The sequence below is a fragment of the Cupriavidus sp. WS genome (assembly GCF_000395345.1).
GTDB classification, from domain to species: Bacteria; Pseudomonadota; Gammaproteobacteria; order Burkholderiales; family Burkholderiaceae; genus Cupriavidus; species Cupriavidus basilensis_B.
Genome location: NZ_AQPL01000269.1, coordinates 1 through 18796 on the forward strand (window position 1 = coordinate 1; position 18796 = coordinate 18796).

21 protein-coding genes are annotated in these 18796 nt (G+C 62.9%); 3 read left to right on the plus strand and 18 right to left on the minus strand.

All coding sequences use genetic code 11. The features are described 5' to 3' along the window. Positions 1-56 precede the first annotated feature (56 nt). Positions 57-713, minus strand: a complete 657-nt coding sequence (locus tag K206_RS41785) for a substrate-binding domain-containing protein (RefSeq protein ID WP_081651475.1) — start codon at positions 711-713, stop codon at positions 57-59. 119 nt (positions 714-832) lie between these two features. On the opposite strand from K206_RS41785, the gene K206_RS41790 reads away from it, so the two are divergent. Then, the gene (locus K206_RS41790; RefSeq protein WP_081651477.1) at positions 833-1126 is read left to right on the plus strand and encodes a helix-turn-helix domain-containing protein; all 294 of its coding nucleotides are present in this window, start codon (positions 833-835) and stop codon (positions 1124-1126) included. Between the two features lie 23 nt (positions 1127-1149). Here K206_RS41790 and K206_RS0121590 read toward each other — a convergent pair whose 3' ends face one another. From K206_RS0121590 to ccmA, 16 genes are all read right to left on the minus strand, one after another. Next, complete coding sequence (locus tag K206_RS0121590) at positions 1150-2040, minus strand: LysR family transcriptional regulator (RefSeq protein WP_029043912.1); 891 nt, start codon at positions 2038-2040, stop codon at positions 1150-1152. A gap of 37 nt (positions 2041-2077) precedes the next feature. Next, positions 2078-2401, minus strand: coding sequence for a hypothetical protein (locus tag K206_RS0121595; RefSeq protein WP_029043913.1), 324 nt, complete (start codon positions 2399-2401; stop codon positions 2078-2080). Positions 2402-2433: 32 nt separating this feature from the next. Further along, entirely contained in the window at positions 2434-3810 is a 1377-nt protein-coding gene (locus K206_RS0121600) for a dihydrolipoyl dehydrogenase (protein WP_020204474.1), read from the minus strand. A gap of 48 nt (positions 3811-3858) precedes the next feature. Then, positions 3859-4665 (minus strand): sulfite exporter TauE/SafE family protein, encoded by an 807-nt coding sequence (locus K206_RS0121605; protein ID WP_020204475.1) that lies wholly within the window; start codon positions 4663-4665, stop codon positions 3859-3861. Between the two features lie 90 nt (positions 4666-4755). Further along, positions 4756-5529 (minus strand): thiol:disulfide interchange protein DsbG, encoded by a 774-nt coding sequence (gene dsbG / locus K206_RS0121610; RefSeq protein WP_020204476.1) that lies wholly within the window; start codon positions 5527-5529, stop codon positions 4756-4758. A 2-nt stretch (positions 5530-5531) separates the two neighbouring features. After that, on the minus strand, positions 5532-6368 hold the full coding sequence (locus K206_RS0121615; RefSeq protein WP_020204477.1) for a TlpA disulfide reductase family protein: 837 nt from the start codon (positions 6366-6368) through the stop codon (positions 5532-5534). Then, the gene (dsbD, locus tag K206_RS0121620; protein ID WP_020204478.1) at positions 6368-8221 is read right to left on the minus strand and encodes a protein-disulfide reductase DsbD; all 1854 of its coding nucleotides are present in this window, start codon (positions 8219-8221) and stop codon (positions 6368-6370) included. The genes K206_RS0121615 and dsbD overlap by 1 nt, the downstream gene beginning before the upstream one ends. Positions 8222-8302: 81 nt before the next feature. After that, positions 8303-9184 (minus strand): c-type cytochrome biogenesis protein CcmI, encoded by an 882-nt coding sequence (gene ccmI / locus K206_RS0121625; RefSeq protein ID WP_029043914.1) that lies wholly within the window; start codon positions 9182-9184, stop codon positions 8303-8305. Beyond that, a complete protein-coding gene (locus tag K206_RS0121630; protein ID WP_020204480.1) occupies positions 9181-9636 on the minus strand; it encodes a cytochrome c-type biogenesis protein in 456 nt (151 codons plus the stop codon). The genes ccmI and K206_RS0121630 overlap by 4 nt, the downstream gene beginning before the upstream one ends. Beyond that, positions 9633-10157 (minus strand): DsbE family thiol:disulfide interchange protein, encoded by a 525-nt coding sequence (locus K206_RS0121635; protein WP_029043915.1) that lies wholly within the window; start codon positions 10155-10157, stop codon positions 9633-9635. Before K206_RS0121635 ends, K206_RS0121630 begins: the two co-directional genes overlap by 4 nt. Beyond that, entirely contained in the window at positions 10154-12115 is a 1962-nt protein-coding gene (locus K206_RS0121640; RefSeq protein ID WP_020204482.1) for a heme lyase CcmF/NrfE family subunit, read from the minus strand. Before K206_RS0121640 ends, K206_RS0121635 begins: the two co-directional genes overlap by 4 nt. 3 nt (positions 12116-12118) lie before the next feature. Further along, positions 12119-12565, minus strand: coding sequence for a cytochrome c maturation protein CcmE (ccmE, locus tag K206_RS0121645; protein ID WP_020204483.1), 447 nt, complete (start codon positions 12563-12565; stop codon positions 12119-12121). Next, positions 12549-12740 (minus strand): heme exporter protein CcmD, encoded by a 192-nt coding sequence (ccmD, locus tag K206_RS44355; protein ID WP_081651476.1) that lies wholly within the window; start codon positions 12738-12740, stop codon positions 12549-12551. The genes ccmE and ccmD overlap by 17 nt, the downstream gene beginning before the upstream one ends. Further along, positions 12737-13474, minus strand: coding sequence for a heme ABC transporter permease CcmC (gene ccmC, locus K206_RS0121650; RefSeq protein WP_020204484.1), 738 nt, complete (start codon positions 13472-13474; stop codon positions 12737-12739). The genes ccmD and ccmC overlap by 4 nt, the downstream gene beginning before the upstream one ends. A gap of 12 nt (positions 13475-13486) precedes the next feature. Further along, positions 13487-14173, minus strand: coding sequence for a heme exporter protein CcmB (gene ccmB, locus K206_RS0121655; protein ID WP_020204485.1), 687 nt, complete (start codon positions 14171-14173; stop codon positions 13487-13489). A gap of 4 nt (positions 14174-14177) precedes the next feature. Then, a complete protein-coding gene (ccmA, locus tag K206_RS0121660) occupies positions 14178-14801 on the minus strand; it encodes a cytochrome c biogenesis heme-transporting ATPase CcmA (RefSeq protein WP_020204486.1) in 624 nt (207 codons plus the stop codon). Between the two features lie 168 nt (positions 14802-14969). Between ccmA and K206_RS0121665 the strand changes: the two genes are divergently transcribed. Both K206_RS0121665 and K206_RS0121670 read left to right on the plus strand, forming a co-directional pair. Further along, positions 14970-15638 carry a response regulator gene (locus tag K206_RS0121665; protein WP_020204487.1) on the plus strand — a complete coding sequence of 223 codons (669 nt, stop codon included), beginning with the start codon at positions 14970-14972 and terminating at the stop codon, positions 15636-15638. Beyond that, a complete protein-coding gene (locus tag K206_RS0121670) occupies positions 15635-17020 on the plus strand; it encodes an ATP-binding protein (RefSeq protein ID WP_020204488.1) in 1386 nt (461 codons plus the stop codon). The genes K206_RS0121665 and K206_RS0121670 overlap by 4 nt, the downstream gene beginning before the upstream one ends. Positions 17021-17174: 154 nt before the next feature. Here the strand turns inward: K206_RS0121670 and lnt are convergent, their stop codons facing one another. Beyond that, the gene (gene lnt / locus K206_RS0121675; protein ID WP_020204489.1) at positions 17175-18773 is read right to left on the minus strand and encodes an apolipoprotein N-acyltransferase; all 1599 of its coding nucleotides are present in this window, start codon (positions 18771-18773) and stop codon (positions 17175-17177) included. Positions 18774-18796: the final 23 nt, after the last annotated feature.

Genomic DNA, 18796 nt, shown 5'->3' on the forward strand with positions numbered 1-18796 from the left:
CAAAAAATCTGACAGGTTCGGCATCTGCACATCAGGGGACGCTCAGCGCGGGCACGCTATCGGGTATTCGATTGGACCGCGCTATCCTTGGCTACCTGCATCGCTCTGCGCTCGAACCGCTCAGAAACCGCGTTGGCTCGTCCTTTGGGTCGCTGCAGATGCGTCACGACCTCGTAGGGACCCTCAGCCAGCGGCCGGGCGGTGATCCCCCATGCATCAGCACGCTTGATGCGCGATTGCGCTGTGATCCCAACGCCATAGCCAGCGCCAACCCATAGCGCCAACATCTCGAACGAGGTCACGTGCTGGATACTCTGCTGGTTCAACGGTGGTAGGGATGATAGTCGCTGATCCAGCGGTGAGCAGCTTTCTGCCGGCCAGCGAAACACGGGGTAGTTCAGAAGCTCGGCGAGCGTGAGTTTTGTCTGGGCAAGTAACGGGGACCGCCATGGCATGGCAACAGCGATGTTCTCAAGCCACAATGGTTGGCTATTCAGAGACGGAGCGCTTACGGCCCGGAGCGACATTCCTGCGTCGTAGCGACCTTCATCAATGCCCGTCACCAGGTCGTCACTTGATGTCTCAAAGAACGCGATAGTGATTTCTGGCTCTTCCGCGCGTTGCAGGGCGAGAAGCGAGGAGAAGCATGAGGATGGCACGCCAGGTGCTATGGCAAGCCTGAGATGGGAAAACTGGCTGGTGGCATCATGCATGCGAGCCCCCAAAAAGTGTTCTGGCCGAGGAGGTGAACTTGCATCGTGGTCAAGAGTGAAGTTTAACGCCGTTATCTTTAACGTGGTTAATTTTGGCAGATTGTTTGACGCTTCTGCTGATGCAGAAATCAACCATTCAGCCAGGCCGTCCTTCTGGTACAAAAACGTATGAATCCGCAGCGGCGACAGCTTTCGGACAGGCCGTGCGCGCTGCGCGCGTCGCACAAGGAGTCGCGCAAGACGAGTTCGCATCTCGGGCAGGCATTTCGCGCTCGCACATGGGCAAGATCGAGCGTGGTGAGCACGTGCCCACGCTGCCCCTCATACTGAAAATTTCAGTAGCACTTAGGATAAGCGCGGCAGAATTGATGGCGGCCACCGAGCGCAATCTTCGTGCCGAAACCGATCTTTGAGGGTGTCTGCCAGCGGGGCTGCGTCAGCCGCTCGCAGACTCACGTAGGCGAACGATGAATCGCTCCAGCGAAGCCGACAAATCGTTGCTGTCAGGTCGCAGCAAGTAAGTCGTGATGACGGCTGAATCGATGGCCAGGGGACGGATCACCACGTCTGGGCGTTGGCAAACCGGAATCTTGCTTGCAGCCAAAAAACCGATGCCGTAGCCGGCACCGACTAAGGTGAGCATCATGTCCAGCGAGGACACCTCCTCGACGACGTTCAACTTGTGCTCAAGCACCTGCAGCAGTCGTGTCAGTTCCCGGCAGTAGCCCTCGCATGCATGGGGATCACACAAGACCAGTGGATGGATCCCGACTTCTTGGAGCGGGACCTTTTTGTGGGCGAGCAGTGCGTGCCGTGCCGGCACGGCGATGACCAATGGATCTCGCCAGATGGGCTCAGCCCGTATGTCGTCGCCGACGTCGGCCGTATGCGCGAATCCGATCATGAAATCCCCGGACCGCAGGCCGCGTAACTGCTCGGCCAGCGGAACCTCGGACAGACGTATCTCGATCTCCGGCTCCTCCGCACGACACCGGGCCAGAAATGCCGACAGGCGAGCATCGATCGCCCCGTCGGAAATTGCGATGCGCAGACTGCCTCGCAAACCCGCTGCCACGGCGTGGGCGCTTTCGCGTGCCTGTTCGAGCACGGTGAACAATCTGCGGACATCTTGAAGAAAGACGACACCCGCCGGCGTCAGCACGGTTCCACGGCGGTTCCGGACGAACAGCACGACCCCTAGCTCGTCCTCCAGTTCTTTGATGGCACGGGACAAGGGGGGCTGTTCGATGTGCAGGCGCTCGGCGGCCCGCGTGAAATGCAACTCTTCAGCCAGGGCCATGAAATAGCGCAGATGTCGTAATTCCATGGTCTCACCCCCCCAATGCCGAACGGGCAATCGCGTGCTACGCCCGTATGTAGGTCCATCCCGCTTGCTGCATGCGCGCCATCTCGATGACGGCAGGCCCGTCCAGTACTTCGAGCGGCTCTCTGTTCTCCCTGCCGATCCGCGAAAGTGTGTTGGGACATACCCAGGTGAGCGTGTCGAGGTCGGAAGGTGCCGTGTCCAGGGCGGCAGCGACGGCTTGCGCGTTCGCGACGATGCGCACATCGGCATCGGGCGCCGCGCGCTTGAGATTGCTTGCATTGTTTCGCGCACGCTCAAAGGCTTCTGCCGTCGGTGCGTGGATGATCACTTTCAATGTAGGGCGTTGGGTGTCTTGGGTCATGGTCGCTCGGCTGTGGCCGTCAGAAAGGTCGTTCACGGGCGCATCTGCTGGGATGCGGATTTCAAGGCGCTTTGCAGCATCTCCTCGATGGAGGGGTGGTAGTACGGCATGGCCAGCAGATCGTTGACCGTCTGCTTTGCCTGGATCGCCCAGGCGATCAGGTGCGCCAGATGCTCGCCTTGCGTCAGGAGCATGCTGGCACCGAGCAAGGCGCCTGAGCCGGGGTCGGCATAGATGCGCAGCAGGTTTTCCGGGGCTCCCAGGATCTTGGAGCGCCCGTTGCCGCTGCCTTCCGCAGTGCCGACGACCGCGCCTTCCTGCATCGCGGCCTCATGGGTCATGCCGACTGCGCACGCATCCGGGTCGGTGAACAGGATCGTGATCGGCACGCGCCGCGATGCCCCTGGCCAGCTTTCCCCGCGCAAGCTCGACAACGCGGCCTGCGCCGCCATCTGGCCCTCGTCCGCGGCCTCGTGCATCAGGGGGCGATCCGGCTGCACGTCGCCTGCGAAGAAAATCGGCACCTGGGAGGACCCGGGGGCCTGCATGGTCGCGGGGTCGATGCTCGGTCGGCCAGCCTGATCCAGGGAGATGCCGGCCGCGGCGAGGTCGAGCGCCTCGGTATTGGGCTGTCGTCCCGTCACGACGAGAAGCCGATCCACCAGGGCCTCGCGCTCGCCGGTGCGCATGCGTACCTGGTCGCCCTCAAGGCTGACTTCGACGGCGGCGCCCAGCCACATCGGCAATTCGGTCTCGAACCTGGCGATCGCTCGCTTCAGGACATCGGGGTCTTGGATACCGCCGATGGTGTCTTTCTGGTCTGCCGCGACCACCTGCACATCCAGCCGAGACAGGGCCAAGCCGAGTTCCAGCCCGATGGCGCCCAGCCCCAGGATCCCCATCCGGGCCGGCAGGACTTCCAGGTCGAACAGGGTATCGGTGGTCAGAACGCGGGAGGCGACACCTTCGAGCGCTTTGGGAACCACCGGGCGGGAGCCCGTCGCCACGATGAAGGCGCCGGCCTCGATCCGTTGTTCGCCCGCCTGCAAGATGCCTGGCGCGACGAAGCGCGCTTCGGCCATGATCAGGCTCTCGCCGGCCGCCTTGCGTGTGCGTTCCGCGGCGGCGCTGGCCAGCGCATCCCTGGTCTGGCGGGCGTGGGACCACAAGGCCTGCGGCCCTTGGGTCGACGGCGTGGCGCTCGCCGCGAGTGCCTTGGCAACCTTCCAGTGCATGCCGGCATGCAGCGCCGCTTTCGAAGGCATGCATCCGACGCGCGCGCAGGTCGTCCCCAATGGCCCCCGATCGATCAGAACCACCTGTTTGCCTGCCGCCTTCAGCGCGTGGAATGCGGTGCTGCCAGCGGTTCCCGCGCCAATGATGGCGATATCTGCTTTCCTTGTCTGCATTGAATATTCCCGTCCACATCAATTAATCGAACATCGAACATCGGACCTCTAGCCAACATTGCGCATGAGCATGAGGGCCGCCACGGCCACGCAGGTGATCGAGAACACCCGCTGGAGCATCTTTGAGGGAATCCTGCGTGCCAGAACGCGGCCAATTGACATGCCCACGAGCGCCGTGAGAACGAATGTCCAGGCGGGTGCGGTAAGCGTCAGGCCGTGACTCCACGCGATGAACACGGTCACCGCGGACAGCAGCGCGATCACCATGAGCGAGGTCGCGACGATGCTGTGCATGCGCAGCTCGCTGAAATGCGCCAGGGCCGGGACGATGATGAATCCGCCGCCCACCCCCAGCATGCCCGTGGCCAAACCGGAGACGACGCCGATGCTTCCCAGCGTGGTCGCGGTTCGCACGTTCCAGACGAAGCGGCCGGTGTCCTTGGAGATCTTGCAGACCCGGCCCTGCTCGTCAGCCGAATCGCCCTGCGGCTGGTTGCCACGGGATGACATGAACATACGGTAAGCCACCACGAGCATGATGGCGACGAAGATCAGGTTCAGCCATCGAGGCGAAAGCCAGTGAGCGAGCTGCACGCCCAGCGGAGCCGTCACGGTACCGGCAGCCGCCAGCATCATCGCTGCCTTGTACCGAACAACGCCCTGGCGCAAGCCCTGCGCAGCCCCCAGGGTCGCCGCAGCGCCCACGGCGAGCAGCGCCACGGGCGCGGCCTGACGGATGTCCATGCCCAGGCCGAATACCAGCGCCGGCACGGCGAAGATGCCGCCGCCGGCCCCAGTCAATCCCAGCACGGCTCCAATGATGAGGCCCAGCACTCCACCCGTCAGCGAGAGCATGGTGAATGATCCTTTGTGCAATTTCCGTTGAACAGCCTGGGATGCGGTCTGAGAGAAGTGGCCATCAGGTTCGGTGCCTCGGCGGCTGGTTCAGCGCGGTCCCAGCACTTCACCCAGTTGCGCCCCTCGCGGCATGCCGTTGTATTTCTTGAGGACCCCGTTGGGGCCGCGCACGACGATGCCGGGCGTCCCCCGGAAGCCGGTGCTCGCCATGAGTGCCAGGTTGTCATCGAGGATCTTGCGCACATCGGCAGGCACGCTCTTGGCTGGCGTAATCCCGCCTTGGCCGAACTGTCGTTCGTTCGTCAACAATGCCGCGCTCCGGTCAGGCGCGCCAAGGATGGCCGCGGCTTTGGCCGGACTGTCATCCTTGATGATGCCCACCAGAATGTGCCGCAATTGGACCTTGCCGGAATCCACCCAAGGGCGTGCAGCTTCCCAAAAGGCGTTGCAATAGGGGCAGTTGGCATCGCTGAAGGTGTAGATGACGCGCGGCGCATCTGCCTTGCCGTCCAGCACCCAGGTAGACGACTGGAGCTGCGACCATTCCTTGTCGCTGATCGGTTTGGCGGCCAGCTTTTCGAGGTCCGCTTCGTCCATCGGCTCGCCCTTGGCGTTCAGGCGAGTTCCCACGATGGCATTGCCGTCGCTCGTGATGTATACGGCAATGGGCCGGTCACCCGCGACGGCGGCGAAGGCGCGCAGACCACCGCCGACCTTGAATTCCTGCGTGACGGTCAGGCCCTGGCCCTCCAGCGCCTTGAGGACGGCCGGCTTGTCCGCCGTCTCTGCCTTGCTGCAGCCGGTGACCGCCATGAAGCTGGCGGCCAAGAGGAACGAAATGTGCGAGCGTTGTGCAAACATGATTACTCCTTGTCTGTCTTGATCTGTTGGGCTGGCGCGAATCGGCGCGACACCGTGTGTTTGAGGCTTGCCATCGTGAGTTCGCCCAGATGGGTATCCACCAGGCGTCCTTGTTCATCGAAGAACAAGGTGGTGGGCAGGCCTCGCGAGGCGACGGCCTGCATGGTCTGGGAAGCGGGGTCGAGCAGCACATCCTTGAGCTGCAGGCGTTCGCTTTCAAGAAAGGCGCGGGCCTGCTGGGCGCTTTCTCCCTGGTTGACCATGACGAAGGCGATACCGGGATACTGCGCTTGCGCCTGCTCGAACACCGGCATCTCGCGACGGCATGGTGGACACCATGAAGCCCAGAGGTTGAGCACGACGGGCCGCCCAGCATAGGAATTGAGGACGACAGGCCGTTCATCGAGCGTTGCGAGCGTCAAGGCCGGCAATGGCGGCGCCGAGCGCTGAAGCAAAGCCAGCACGCCACCGGCCGCAAACCAGGCCAAGAGTCCGGCCGCAACTCCCGCCAGCACAGGCCGGCGCAATGCCTGAACCGCACGGGTGCGCCACCAGATGAGCGTCACCGCGGCCAGGACACCGACCCACCACAAAAAGCCTTGATCGCCAATGGAAATCATGGACATTGGCGACTGCGCGTACTCTTCCCACCACTGCGCGATGTAGCCGAGGCGAGCTGCCACAAGCCCCACAAAAACGGCGTCCAGCAGCATGCCACCGGCCGCCTTGTACGGAGAGTCGGGCAACCGCTTGGCCACCATGCGCGCCACGACCCAGGCCAGCAGGATGGCCAAGAAGACGGCAACCACCTGAACGGAGAATGGACCGATGCTGATCATCAGGAACCAGCCTTGTCCAAGCGCTCCAAGAAGGCGCTGGCATCGATCTCGCCGACGACGCGCAGATCGCGCCGTTCCTTGCCATCCGGACCGACGAGAATGAGAGTAGGCGGTCCCATGACACCCCAATGCTTGAGCAAGGTCTGGTCGGTCGCATCATTGCGCGTCACGTCCGGTCGCACGACCTGCATCCGGGCCAGTCGGGACGCGACGGCCGGGTCGCCGAATACGTTGCGTTCGATCACATGGCAACTGACGCACCAGTCGGCGTAGAAATCGATCAGAGTCCATTGACCGCGTGAGGCGGCCTGTGCCAGATGCGCATCGACGTCCTCGACCGATTTGGCCTGCAGGTAAGCGACGCCGCCTGTCGCCGGTGCTGCCGAAGCCGAATCCCCGCGCAGGTGTGCCAGCGGCTGCAATGCCGATTCGCCGCCAGAGGCCGCGCCGACCAGCATCAGGATGGACCACAAGCCGGCGAAGACAGCGCCGGACCGCAGCGTCCATGCCAGCCGATGCTTTGCTGCCACGGCCTGGCCCCAAGCGATCAGTCCAATCGCCACCGACAAGACCCACGCGCCCCACAGAACCAGGCTGACCGTGCCGGGCAGGACGCGCGTCAGCATCATCACGGCCATGCCCACCATGACGTAGCCGAATGCCACGCGCACGCGGTCCATCCACGCGCCAGGCCGCGGCAGGACCCGGGCACCGAACACGGCGATGGCCAGCAGGGGCAGTCCCATGCCCAAACCCAGCGCGAACAAGGCCATGCCGCCGTAGACCGCGCTGCCGGTCTGCCCGATGTACAGCAATGCGCCCGCCAATGGAGCGGTCATGCAAGGCCCGACCAGAAGCGCCGAGAGGAAGCCCAGCGCCGCCGCGCCGGGGAGGCTCCCGCCCGAGCGCTCTCTGCCAGCGGATTCGACCCGATTGATCAGCGCCGAGGGCATCTGCAGCTCGAACAGACCGAACAAGGAACTCGCCAGGACCAGGAACAAGGCTGCAAACGCTCCGAGCAGCCAAGGCGATTGCAGTGTGGCCTGCAGATTGGCCCCGGCCAGGCCAGCGGCCACACCTACCGCGGCGTAGGTGCCCGCCATCGCCAAGACATAGGACAGGGAGAGGAAGAAAGCCCGCCGCGGCCTGGCCTGGCTGCCGACCACCATGGTGGAGATGATGGGGATCATCGGGAGCGAGCATGGCGTGAAAGCCAGCAGCAACCCGAAGCCGAAGAACAGCAGCGTCCCCCACACGGGCCCCAGCGCTGCAAGCCGCTGCGCTGCGGCTTGATCCTCCGCCACCTCGGTCGGCCCACCCTGGCTGCCTGCATGGGTGGCGGCCACGGCCGAACTCCCCTGGACGGAATCATTGCCGGCCGGGGAGGTACCGGCCACCACAGCCGGCAGTGCCACGTTCATGGTCTGCGGCGGATAGCAGATCCCTGCTTCCGCGCAGCCCTGCCAGTGGAGCGTCAGCGGGCCGGGGGCAGTGGCAGGAAAGCGCAGCTTGAGCGCCTCGCCCGTATAGATTTCCGTGTCGCCAAAGAATTCGTCGTGTTTGGCCGTTCCTGCCGGAAGGCTCAAGCTGACCTCATGGCCCTGGGCATCGACCAACTTGAGGGCATGGCGATAGACGTAGTAGCCATCGGCGATGTGCCCAGCGGCCGAGAACGAATCGCCCTGCTGCTGCGCAGGGTCCAGCTTGAGAACTTCGGCAACGTCCAGAAATTGCCGTTCACTGCTGCCCCAGGAGGAAAAAAGGCCATTCGCCCACGCGCTGCCGACCGCACAACAACACAGGAGAAAGATCGCTACGACGCGCCGATGAAAAGCCAAATCCGAATCCTCCAAGCAAAGCTGCCTGGATCATGCGATGACCCGATTAAGCGAAACTAAAGGTCCCCCGCACGGCCCCTGGGAACCGGGATGCCATCAATGCTTTGCGCTTGGCTCTGATGATCGACCGTGGGCGAGTTCCGCCTGCTCCGTCCGGGCCCGTTCGATCCCGGCCTCGACGACTTTCGCCGCCTCGGAGTCGGGGGGCATCATCCCTAGCAGCTTCTGCCAGTGCGCGATGGCCGCTTGGTAGTCCCGGCGCTGCACCGCAGCAGCGCCGGCCAGAGTCAGAGGCAGGGCTGCATTGGGATCGAGCGACAAGGCCCGCTCAAGCATACGGGTGGGCTCTCCCTCAAAGCCGGAGCCGCGGATTCTGGACAGCGACTCCGCGTATTCCGACAAAGCTTGTGGATCGTTCTGGACAAGTTCATTGGCGCGAGTGAAGGCATTGACGGCTTGCTCATGATCGCCGAAGTAGCGGTAGGAACGCGCCAGCATGAGCCAGCCTCCAGGATCATCGGGGTGCTGGGCCAGTCGTGCCTGCAGTGAGGCCACCATGGCTTGCACATCGGCTTGCGTCGTCATACCCGCGCTGCGAACCTGTGGCGGGTCCACGGCGGCCGGATTCCCCAAGTACGAATAGGTCAGCGCCGTCGCGATCGGCAGCACAATGGCGACAGTGATCGCTGCCCCCCTGCTTCCAGCAGGTGGCCCCAATCTCGACGGCGATGGAGCAGTTTCATCCAGCGCTCGCCGTTGCAGATCGGATCTTGCATCGGCCAATTCATGGGCCGACAGCGTGCCATTGAAGTGGTCTCTCTCCAACTCCGCCCATTGATCGCGCAGTACCGCGGCGTTCACGCTGTCAGGGGCAACCTGGTTGCCCGCACCATGTCCCCCTCGCCAGAGGAGGAAAGAAAGCCATAGCGAGACGCCTCCCACGAGCACCGACGCCAGAACCAGGAAAACGATGCTCATGACTCGTCCAGGGCATTGTGTGGCGGAGCCAGCAGCGCGTCCGCGTGTCTGCGCTCCTCTTCATTGAGGGCAGCATTCTTCGGCTTGCGGTTTCGGCTGCGCAGACTCATGACCAAGACCACAAAGCCCAGGGCAAGCAGCGCGAACGGGCCAAACCAAAGCAGCATCGTTGTCGGCTTCAATGGCGGGCGGTAAAGCACAAAGTCGCCGTATCGTTCGACCATATAGGTTCGGATGTCGTCATCGCTTTTTCCGGCACGGATCTGCTCGCGAATCTGTTGACGCAAGTCGGCGGCGAGATCGGCCTGCGAAGCTGCAATCGACTCGTTCTGGCAAACCAGGCAACGCAACTCGGATGCAATGCCCAGCATGCGGTCCTCGGCCGCCTGGTCGCTGGCCCAGACCGGAGCCGTGAACAAAAAGAAAAACAATGCCAGCCGCCAGAGGATCATTTCTCAAGCTCCTGCACCAGCGGCAGCAGCTCGCTGCGCATTTCACCCGCGTCCATCGGCCCGGTATGCTTGTAGCGAATGATGCCCGCCTTGTCGATCAGATAGGTTTCCGGCACGCCGTACACCCCGAAGTCGATGCCGACAGCCCCGTGCGCATCGGAGATCGTCGTTTCAAAGGCGTTGCCATTGCGTCCTAGCCAGGCGATGGCGTTCTGCGGCGTGTCCTTGTAGTTCATGCCGACCACCGAGACGGCATGCCTGCTGGCCAATTCGGTGATGACGGGATGCTCCTCAAGACAGGGCGCGCACCAGGAAGCCCACACGTTCAGTACCCATACTTTCCCGATCATGCTCTCGGGCGAGAAGGTCTTGTCCGGGGCTTGCAGTTGCGGAAGACTGAAGCGTGGCGCGGGCTTGTTGATCAAGGGCGACGGCACCTCGCTGGGCTTGAGCGTCAGTCCCATCGCGAGAAATGACACCAATACAAAGAATCCGAGCAGCGGCCATAGGAAGCGGTTCATGATGTGGCCTCGGGCAATGGCTGGGCGGCGTGTTGACGGCGAGGCTTCAGGCGGTATCGGCGATCGCTGATGGCCAAGCCGCCGCCAAGCGCCATCAGGATGCAGCCGATCCAGATCCAGTCGACGAACGGCTTGTGGTAGACGCGAACGCTCCAAACGCCCTCTCCGAGCGGTTCGCCGAGCGCCGCGTAGACGTGGCGCAGTCCATTTGCGTCGATCGCCACTTCGGTCATCGGCATCTGCGAGGCCGGGTAGTTGCGCTTCTCCGGATGGAGCCGACGCAAGACCTTGCCGTCGCGCGACAGTTCGATATCGCCTATCTGCGTCACGTAGTTGGGTCCTCGCGCGCTCCTTACGCCGACCAAAGTGAGGTTGTAGCCGCCGATGCTGACGGACTCTCCCTGGGCCAATCGAACGTCTCGCTCGGTCTCATACCCGCTGACGATGGTCACGCCAGTCACGAATACCGCGATGCCCAGATGCGCCATATGCATCCCAAGCCAACTGCGCGGCTGGGCACGCAACCCGCCGCGGGTGGCGCGCATTCGACCGAAGATGCCCGTCCCCACGGACACGGCGATCCATGTGGCCAGCATCAAGCCCAACGCCGCGGAGCCTGACCAGTGTCCCAGCACGAATGGAGCGGTCAGGCCCACCACGGGTGCCGCAATCATCGGAACGCGCAACTGCCTGAAGATGGCACCGAACTGGGCGGCCTTCCAATTGGCGACGGGTCCGACCGCAATCAGAAGTAACGCGGGGATCATCAATGGCACGAACACCGCATTGAAGTATGGCGGCCCGACGGAGAGCTTGCCCAGGCCCAACGCGTCGATGAGCAGTGGGTACAGCGTACCGAGTGCGACCGCGCCGGCAGTGACCACCAGCAGCACATTGTTCGCCAGCAGCAAGGACTCCCTGGAGACCGTGTCGAACCGTCCTCCCATTCCGACCTTGGGGGCTCGCCATGCGAACAAAGCGAGCGACGTGCCCACAATGACAGTCAGCAGAATCAGAATAAACAGTCCGCGCCGTGGATCGGTGGCAAATGCATGCACGGAAGTCAGTACGCCCGAGCGCACCAGAAAGGCACCAAGCAACGAGCATGAAAATGCACCGATGGACAGCAGCACCGTCCAATTCTTGAAGCTGGCCCGCTTTTCCGTTACTGCCAAAGAGTGGATCAAGGCAGTGCCCACCAGCCAGGGGATGAACGATGAGTTCTCGACCGGGTCCCAAAACCACCATCCCCCCCAGCCCAACTCGTAGTAGGCCCACCAACTTCCCAAGGCGATGCCGACCGTCAGAAACGCCCAGGCTGCGGTGGCCCAGGGACGCGACCAGCGCGCCCACGTCGAGTCCAGTTGTCCGGCAAGCAATGCGGCGATCGCGAATGCGAAGGCCACCGAAAATCCGACGTACCCCATGTAAAGCAGCGGCGGATGAAAGATCAAGCCGATATCCTGCAAGAGCGGATTCAGATCCCATCCGTCTTGCGGGACCGGGAAAAGTCGTTCGAAGGGATTGGAGGTCAACAGGACGAACAGCAGGAAACCGGCCGTCACCAGCCCGAGCACACCCAGAACGCGCGCCACCATGGCATCCGGAAGCTGCTTCGACAGCCGGCTGACCGCATAGGCCCATCCGGTCTGCATCAGCAGCCAGAGCAGGAGCGAACCCTCATGTCCGCCCCAGACCGCGGCCATTCTGTAGCCCAGCGGGAGCTGAGAATTGGAATTTTGAGCGACGTAGGCGACCGAGTAGTCCTTCGCGACAAAGGCCCAGGTGAGCGCTGTAAAACCGACGATCACCAGCAGGAATTGCGTGCGTGCTGCGGGACGGGCGAACGCGATCCAGGTGAGGTTGGCTCGCGCCGCGCCGGCCAGGGCAAGAACACCTTGAGCGAGTGCCACGAACAAGGCGGCGATGAGGGCGAGGTGGCCGATTTCTGGAATCATGGGTCAAGGCTTCCTTGAAGCTGAATTCTTCTGGGCCTCGTCCAGTGCATGCTGGGCCTCGGGTGGCATGTAGTTCTCGTCGTGCTTGGCCAGCACCTCCTCGGCGCGAAAGAGGCCGGCACTGTCCAGCCGTCCTTGAACAACAACCCCTTTTCCTTCACTGAACAGGTCGGGCAAGATGCCCGAATAAGTGACCGGGATTGTTTTGACCGTATCGGTGATGACGAATTGCACGGCAAGCTCACCACGCTGTCGCTTCAGACTGCCTCGTTCCACCATGCCGCCGACTCGAAAGGTGCGCTCCAATGGTGCCTCCCCGGCACTGATCTGCGAGGGCGTAAAGAAAAACACAAGGTTGCTCTGAAAGGCATTGAGCACCAGCGCCGTGGCGATGCCGATGGCGGATAGCCCGGCGACGATGAGTGCGATGCGTTTATGTCGTGGCTTCACGCCGCACCTCCTTGCCCGGCAATTCCGACTGGATGCGCCGTAGTGCTGCTCGGCGCCGGCGCCGAAGCATTCGGCATTCCGTCCAAAGCAACACCACCGTCATCAGGACGGATCCCCAAACGTACACACCATAACCACCCATCGCCAGGAACTCACCGACACTGGCCCAGTTCATCGCTTCACCTCCTCGATGTCCTGCAACCAGCCGGCGTGATGTTCGCGTTCCAGGATGATGCAGCGCACGCGCGCCAGCGCCGCCGCAGCCGTGTAAGCCCAGGCCGCAAGAACCATGATCAGCATGCCCAGCAACATGACCATCGCCATGGAGGGCGCGCGAGTCAGCGATACCGAGGCACCCTGGTGCAAGGTGTTCCACCATTGCACGGAGAAATAGATCACAGGGATGTTCACCACGCCGACCAGCGCCAGCACGGCGCCTGCCCGATCGGCACGGCGACGATCTTCGATCGCCGATTGGAGTGCGATGAAGCCGACGTACAGAAACAGCAGGACAAGTTCAGAGGTCAGTCGTGCATCCCAGACCCACCAGGTTCCCCACATCGGCTTTCCCCACAAGGCGCCTGTCCACAGCGAAAGGAAGGTGAACAGTGCACCCGTGGGGGCCAGCGCCGAGGCCATCATTGCCGACAGGCGGCTGTTGAACACCAGGCCAATGCCGGCCCAGAACGCCATCGCCAGGTAGATGACCATGGACATCCATGAAACCGGCACGTGCAGGAAGATGATGCGATATCCCTCTCCCTGCTGGGCGTCCGTGGGTGCCAAGAAGAACCCCACACAGACGCCAGCGAGTGACAGCGCCGCGGCGGTCACGCCGAGCCAAGGGATGAGCTTTCCCGCGATAGGGTAAAACGCTTTGGGAGATGAAAATTTGAACCAGTTGACCATTCGCTTCGCTCCTCAATACTCAAGTGCGATGCGCAGCGATGCACTCGTTGCGAATGGCGTGAAGAACGCCGCCAAGACGAACACGGCGGCGAGCAAGGAGAGGTTGGCCGACGCACCCTGACCGAGGATCGACGCATCGACCGCGCCGGCGCCGAAGATCAGCACCGGGATGTAGAGCGGCAGCACCAGCACAGCAACGAGAACACCCCCTGCGCGTACGCCCAGCGTCAGCCCCGCGCCGACGGCGCCGATGAGGCTGAGCACAGGCGTACCGATAGCGAGCGATGCGGTCAGAATCCAGAGGGACGAGGCAGGCAGGTCGAACTGCAATGCCAGCGCGGGCGCAAGCAAGGCCAAGGGCAAACCGGACAACAGCCAATGTGCCGTGATCTTGCCGACGACCAACATGGCCAACGGCGCCGGCGACAGCATCATCTGCTCCAGCGTGCCATCGGCGTGATCCTGCTCGAACAGGCGATTCAGCGAAAGCATGCTGGCCAGCAATGCCGACACCCACAGGACGCCTGGAGCGATCCGCCGGAGTATTTCGCGCTCGGGGCCGATACCCAAGGGAAACAGACTGACGACGACGACAAAGAAGAAAAGAGGTATCAGCGCGTCTGACCTTCGGAGCAAGGCCACTTCCAAGTCCCGGCGAATCACGACAAACACCGGATGGGCAACGAGGGGCTGGCTCACTGGCTCATGCCCCCATCCGGACGGTCTGAGAAGCTTTCACGGCCAGCTCTTGGTGACTTGTCAGAACGACCATTCCGCCACGGGACTGGTGCCCATGGATCACTTCACCAAGCCATCGCGCACCGAATTTGTCCAGCGCTGTGGAGGGCTCGTCGAGAATCCATAATTTCCTCTTGTAGAGGAGCAGTCGAGCCAGGCTTGCACGGCGCTTTTGGCCTTGCGACAACATCCGGACCGGCAGATGCCTGTGCTCGGTCAAGCCAACGTCGTCCAGCGCTGATTCCACACGTTCCGGGGTGAGTGGCTCACCTGCAATGGCGGCTGCGGCGAGCAGGTTGTCCAAGGCATTCAGGTCTTCTTTGAGCCCAATGCCATGGCCGCTGTAGACCAGTTCGCGTTGGTATTCACTCCATTGATTGCGTAGCGGCTTTCCTTTCCATAAAACTCTGCCGGCATCCGGCGTTGCGAAGCCTGCGAGCGATCGCAATAGCGTGGTCTTCCCGCTGCCGTTCTCGCCTTGCACCAACAGGCACTCGCCCGGCGCGATCCGGAAAGTCAAATGGTCAAACAGTCGGTGCTCCCCCCGAATGCCCACCAGATCGAGAGCTTCAAGCATGGGCCGGGTCATAGTTCATACACATGGGCATCCTTGGAAGGTGCGCCCTCAAGGGGCAATCTTCAAAATCATGTCTTCTCCCGATTAACTGAGAATTAGCGGGAACTTGCGTCCTACGTTGCTGTCATTTCTGGCCTAACATGAGCGTGTCAAACAAGCAAACTCAGGTGGGTAGGCGCCATGCGAATACTGTTGGTGGAAGACGACGAACTGATCGGGCGAGGGATCGTGGCCGGTCTGCACAAGCACGGCATCGCGGTGCATCACGTCGCCACCGCAGAAGAAGCCGAAGCCACGCATGCAGAAGACACCTTCCATGCCCTGGTGCTCGATCTCGGGCTTCCCGACCGGGACGGCATGGAGTTGCTGGCCAGCATGCGGGCCGTCGAGCCTCAGTTGCCTGTCCTGATCCTCACGGCGCGGGACGCCATCGAACACAGGCTCAAAGGGCTGCATGAAGGTGCCGACGACTACATGGTCAAACCGTTCGATCTGCGTGAACTCGCGGCCCGGCTGCATGCGCTGGTCAGACGCACGCAAGGCCGTGCGGCCCAGGTCATCTCGGCCGGCCCCCTGCGGCTGGAGCCGGAGAGCGGGCTGGCCTGGTTCCAGGGCGAGTCCGTCTCCTTGTCGCGCCGCGAGGTCGATCTGCTGGCCCATCTCGCCAACGCCGATGGCCGGTGGGTCCCGCCCGACCTGCTCAACGAGCGCTTGTATGGCCTCGGGGAAGAGATCGGCAGCAATGCGCTCAATGTGCATATCCACAACATCCGCCGCAAGCTCGGCGCCGAAGCCATCGAGACGGTCCGGGGGCTCGGCTATCGGCTGGGCTGGAGGCTCGCATCATGAGCCTGCGCCTTCGGGCTGTTCTGATCGCCGGTATCTCGCTGTTGGTTCTGTGGGGTGCTGCCGCCGGCTGGATGATGCGCGGCGTTCATTCCAATCTCGACCGAACCCTCGACGGCCGCCTTGCCATGTCGGCACGCATGGTGTCCGGGCTTCTTGAACGCGCCGCGCTGGCTCCGAATGCGGCGTCCAACGACTTCACCGAGGCGGTGCGCGTCAGCGGCAAGGAGGGCATCGCATGTGAAATCCGGTCCTTGCAGGGAGAGATCCTGGCACGAACGACCACTGGACCTCACTCGGAGTTCGAGTCACTGCCGGCCGGCTTCAGCACGCGGGACGTTTTGGGACATCAGTGGAGGGTCTACGTTCTTCGTGCCAATGGCTACCAGATCACGACGGCGGATCGCGTGGATCAGCGGGATATGCTGATCAACGAACTGCTGAGCGTGGCTGGCGTGCCATTCTTGATTGCTTTCCTTGGCGGCCTGGCTGCCCTTTGGATCGGCATTGGCCGGGGGCTGGCCCCCCTGGAGGCTCTGTCGCAGCAATTGCGCGACAAACACGCGGACGACACGTCCCCCATTGCTGTCAACCATTCGCCCTCGGAACTGCGCCCGGTTCTGGACGCAATGAATGGGCTTCTCAAGCGCCTGGCACGAACACTTGCCAGCCAGCGGGCATTCACCGATGCCGCGGCGCACGAGCTGCGCACACCGTTGACCGTGATCGATACGCATCTGCAGGTGGCCCGGCTCAGTGAAGGCGACGAGGTGGCATCGTCTCTCTCCAGTGCAGAGGAAGGCGTGAAACGACTGCGGCGCACCTTGGACCAGATGATGACGCTGGCCCGCGCCGAGACGTCTGCCGACAAGGCGGACGGTTGCACCTCTGTGGTCGCTTCTGTCGGCGGCGTGCTGGAACAGTGGAAGGCGCACGAAAATGAGCGCTTGTCGTTGAACATCATCGGCGAGGACACCGGAACTCCGGTGCCCAAGTCGATGCTGGAAACGGCAGTTCGCAATCTGGTTGACAACGCAATGCGCTACTCGCCGCGAGATGCGGCGATCGAGGTTGGCGTGTTCCTGGATCCGAATGCACAGCGGTGTGTGGTTACCGTATCGGACCGTGGCCCCGGGCTGACTGCCGAGCAGGCATCCCAAATCGGCCAACGTTTCTGGCGCGGCGACCAGGGCCGAAAGAGTAAGGACGGGGCGGGCCTGGGCATTTCGATCGTGCGGGCCATTGCAGAGAGATTTGGTGGGGCACTGAATCTCGAACCCCGGGAAGGGGGAGGTCTGGTTGCGAAATTTCTCGTGCCCACTGACCCTGCACCCAAAAAAAGCCAAGCCTGGCCTGCAGGACGCAGTTTGGATTCAAAGCCGTAGGTTTGGTGTGCTGCCATGGATGGCGGGGTTACAGCCAAGGGACGGATGCATGCTGATGTGGTTCCCCTTCGTTCGATCTATCGTCTGACTTGGGTGTAACCCGCCGCCGGGGATCGGGCGCATGGCAGTGCTCGTGCGGCTGCCGGTCTTGCGGCTACCGTCGGGTCGGGCGCCATGCGAGACCAGCCAGCACCATCCCTATGAGCAACAGGACGGGCTGGTCGCCATGGCGAACGTACGGCGTCAGGCCGCTCATGCCTTGTACGGTCACGGACAACACGCCCGGCCTGTGTGGCGGCAGAGCGGCAGCGACCCGTCCTTTCGGATCGATCGAGGCTGTGATGCCTGTATTCGTGGAGGTCACCATAGGCCGTGCGGTCTCGATGCTGCGCATCCGCCCGATCTGCAGATGCTGGCGAAGCGCCCAGGTCTGGCCGAACCAGGCGAGGTTGCTCAAGTTCACAAGCACGCTCGCGCCGGGTCCTCCGCCGGGGTTCGGCAGGAGCGACGGGAGCAGCTCGGAACCGAAAACATCCTCGTAGCAAATGTTGAACGCCAAGTGCTGATCATTCACCGAGAACGGTAGCTGGACCGGGGCTCCGCGATCGAAATCGCCCAGCGGCATGTCCAGCATTCGCGTGAACCACTCGAACCCGGCCGGTACATACTCGCCCCACGGAACGAGGTGGTGCTTGTCGTAGCGTAGCGGCAGGGAGGCGTCGACAAGCTGCTGCAAAGGTGTGCCGGCGTCGAAGCCGATGGCGCTGTTGGTGTACCGCGAGCTGCCGTCGGCCGCCATGCTGTGCAAAGGAACGCCCATCGCAATCATGCTGCGCTGGTGCGCGGCGACGTCAAGCCAGGCTTTCCAGATCGTCGGGTTGAGCTGGTCTTGGAATATGGGCACGACCGTCTCTGGCAGGACGATCAGGTCCGGATGCGGCTCTCCGGGACCAGGTGGCTGCGCAGCCAGCCGCAAGTGCCTGACGATGCCGTCTTCGAGCCGCGTCGGATCGAACTTCTGCGATTGATCGATGTTTGCCTGTACCAGCCTCAGATTCAATGGCTCGCCTTCGGCCGTCGACCAATCGAGACGAGCAAGTATCCACCCCATGGCGATCAGGATCAGCACCGTCGCCAGCAAGGACACGTTCCAACGCATGGACGCCGCGGCCGGACGCGACAGGAACGCCACGGTCCCTGAGAGGTACGCCGCGAGCAGCGCGACACCATGCACGCCCAGCAACGGCGCCCAGCCGACCAATGGGCTGTCCACATGGGCGTAGCCAATGTTCAGCCACGGAAAGCCCGAGAACAGCACGCCGCGCAGCCATTCCGAGGCGGCCCAAGCAGCCGACCAGGCCAGCACGTGTGACAGTGCCGCTCGCCGCCGAATGCGGGACTGCAGCCACTTGCTGATCGCACAGGCAAGACCGGGAAACAGCGCGAGAAAGGCAGACAGCGCCACGACGCTGGCCCCGGCCAGTGGCGCGGACAAACCACCGTAGTCATGGATGCTGATGAACAGCCAGTACAAGCCGACCGCAAAATTGACGAAACCGAACCCCCATCCGCGAAGGAATGCCTGCCGGCCGCGCTCGGCGGCGAAGCTGGCGCGTGCCAGAACCGCCAGCGCGAGGATTTGCACGATGGGCAGCGACCACTGGGGCAGCGGATCCGGGGCGAACGTCAACGCATGTGCGCTGCCGGCAAGCGCCAAGGTCACGGCATTTCCCCACCGCACGACCTTGCTCACGGCCTGAGCATTCCAGTGCTCCT

Coding starts and splice junctions, on each gene's coding strand:
- K206_RS41785 (WP_081651475.1), bottom strand. CDS start 713: ATGCATGATGCCACCAGCCAGTTTTCCCATCTCAGGCTTGCCATAGCA.
- K206_RS41790 (WP_081651477.1), top strand. CDS start 833: ATGCAGAAATCAACCATTCAGCCAGGCCGTCCTTCTGGTACAAAAACG.
- K206_RS0121590 (WP_029043912.1), bottom strand. CDS start 2,040: ATGGAATTACGACATCTGCGCTATTTCATGGCCCTGGCTGAAGAGTTG.
- K206_RS0121595 (WP_029043913.1), bottom strand. CDS start 2,401: ATGACCCAAGACACCCAACGCCCTACATTGAAAGTGATCATCCACGCA.
- K206_RS0121600 (WP_020204474.1), bottom strand. CDS start 3,810: ATGCAGACAAGGAAAGCAGATATCGCCATCATTGGCGCGGGAACCGCT.
- K206_RS0121605 (WP_020204475.1), bottom strand. CDS start 4,665: ATGCTCTCGCTGACGGGTGGAGTGCTGGGCCTCATCATTGGAGCCGTG.
- dsbG (WP_020204476.1), bottom strand. CDS start 5,529: ATGTTTGCACAACGCTCGCACATTTCGTTCCTCTTGGCCGCCAGCTTC.
- K206_RS0121615 (WP_020204477.1), bottom strand. CDS start 6,368: ATGATCAGCATCGGTCCATTCTCCGTTCAGGTGGTTGCCGTCTTCTTG.
- ccmI (WP_029043914.1), bottom strand. CDS start 9,184: ATGAGCATCGTTTTCCTGGTTCTGGCGTCGGTGCTCGTGGGAGGCGTC.
- K206_RS0121630 (WP_020204480.1), bottom strand. CDS start 9,636: ATGATCCTCTGGCGGCTGGCATTGTTTTTCTTTTTGTTCACGGCTCCG.
- K206_RS0121635 (WP_029043915.1), bottom strand. CDS start 10,157: ATGAACCGCTTCCTATGGCCGCTGCTCGGATTCTTTGTATTGGTGTCA.
- K206_RS0121640 (WP_020204482.1), bottom strand. CDS start 12,115: ATGATTCCAGAAATCGGCCACCTCGCCCTCATCGCCGCCTTGTTCGTG.
- ccmD (WP_081651476.1), bottom strand. CDS start 12,740: ATGAACTGGGCCAGTGTCGGTGAGTTCCTGGCGATGGGTGGTTATGGT.
- ccmC (WP_020204484.1), bottom strand. CDS start 13,474: ATGGTCAACTGGTTCAAATTTTCATCTCCCAAAGCGTTTTACCCTATC.
- ccmA (WP_020204486.1), bottom strand. CDS start 14,801: ATGACCCGGCCCATGCTTGAAGCTCTCGATCTGGTGGGCATTCGGGGG.
- K206_RS0121665 (WP_020204487.1), top strand. CDS start 14,970: ATGCGAATACTGTTGGTGGAAGACGACGAACTGATCGGGCGAGGGATC.
- K206_RS0121670 (WP_020204488.1), top strand. CDS start 15,635: ATGAGCCTGCGCCTTCGGGCTGTTCTGATCGCCGGTATCTCGCTGTTG.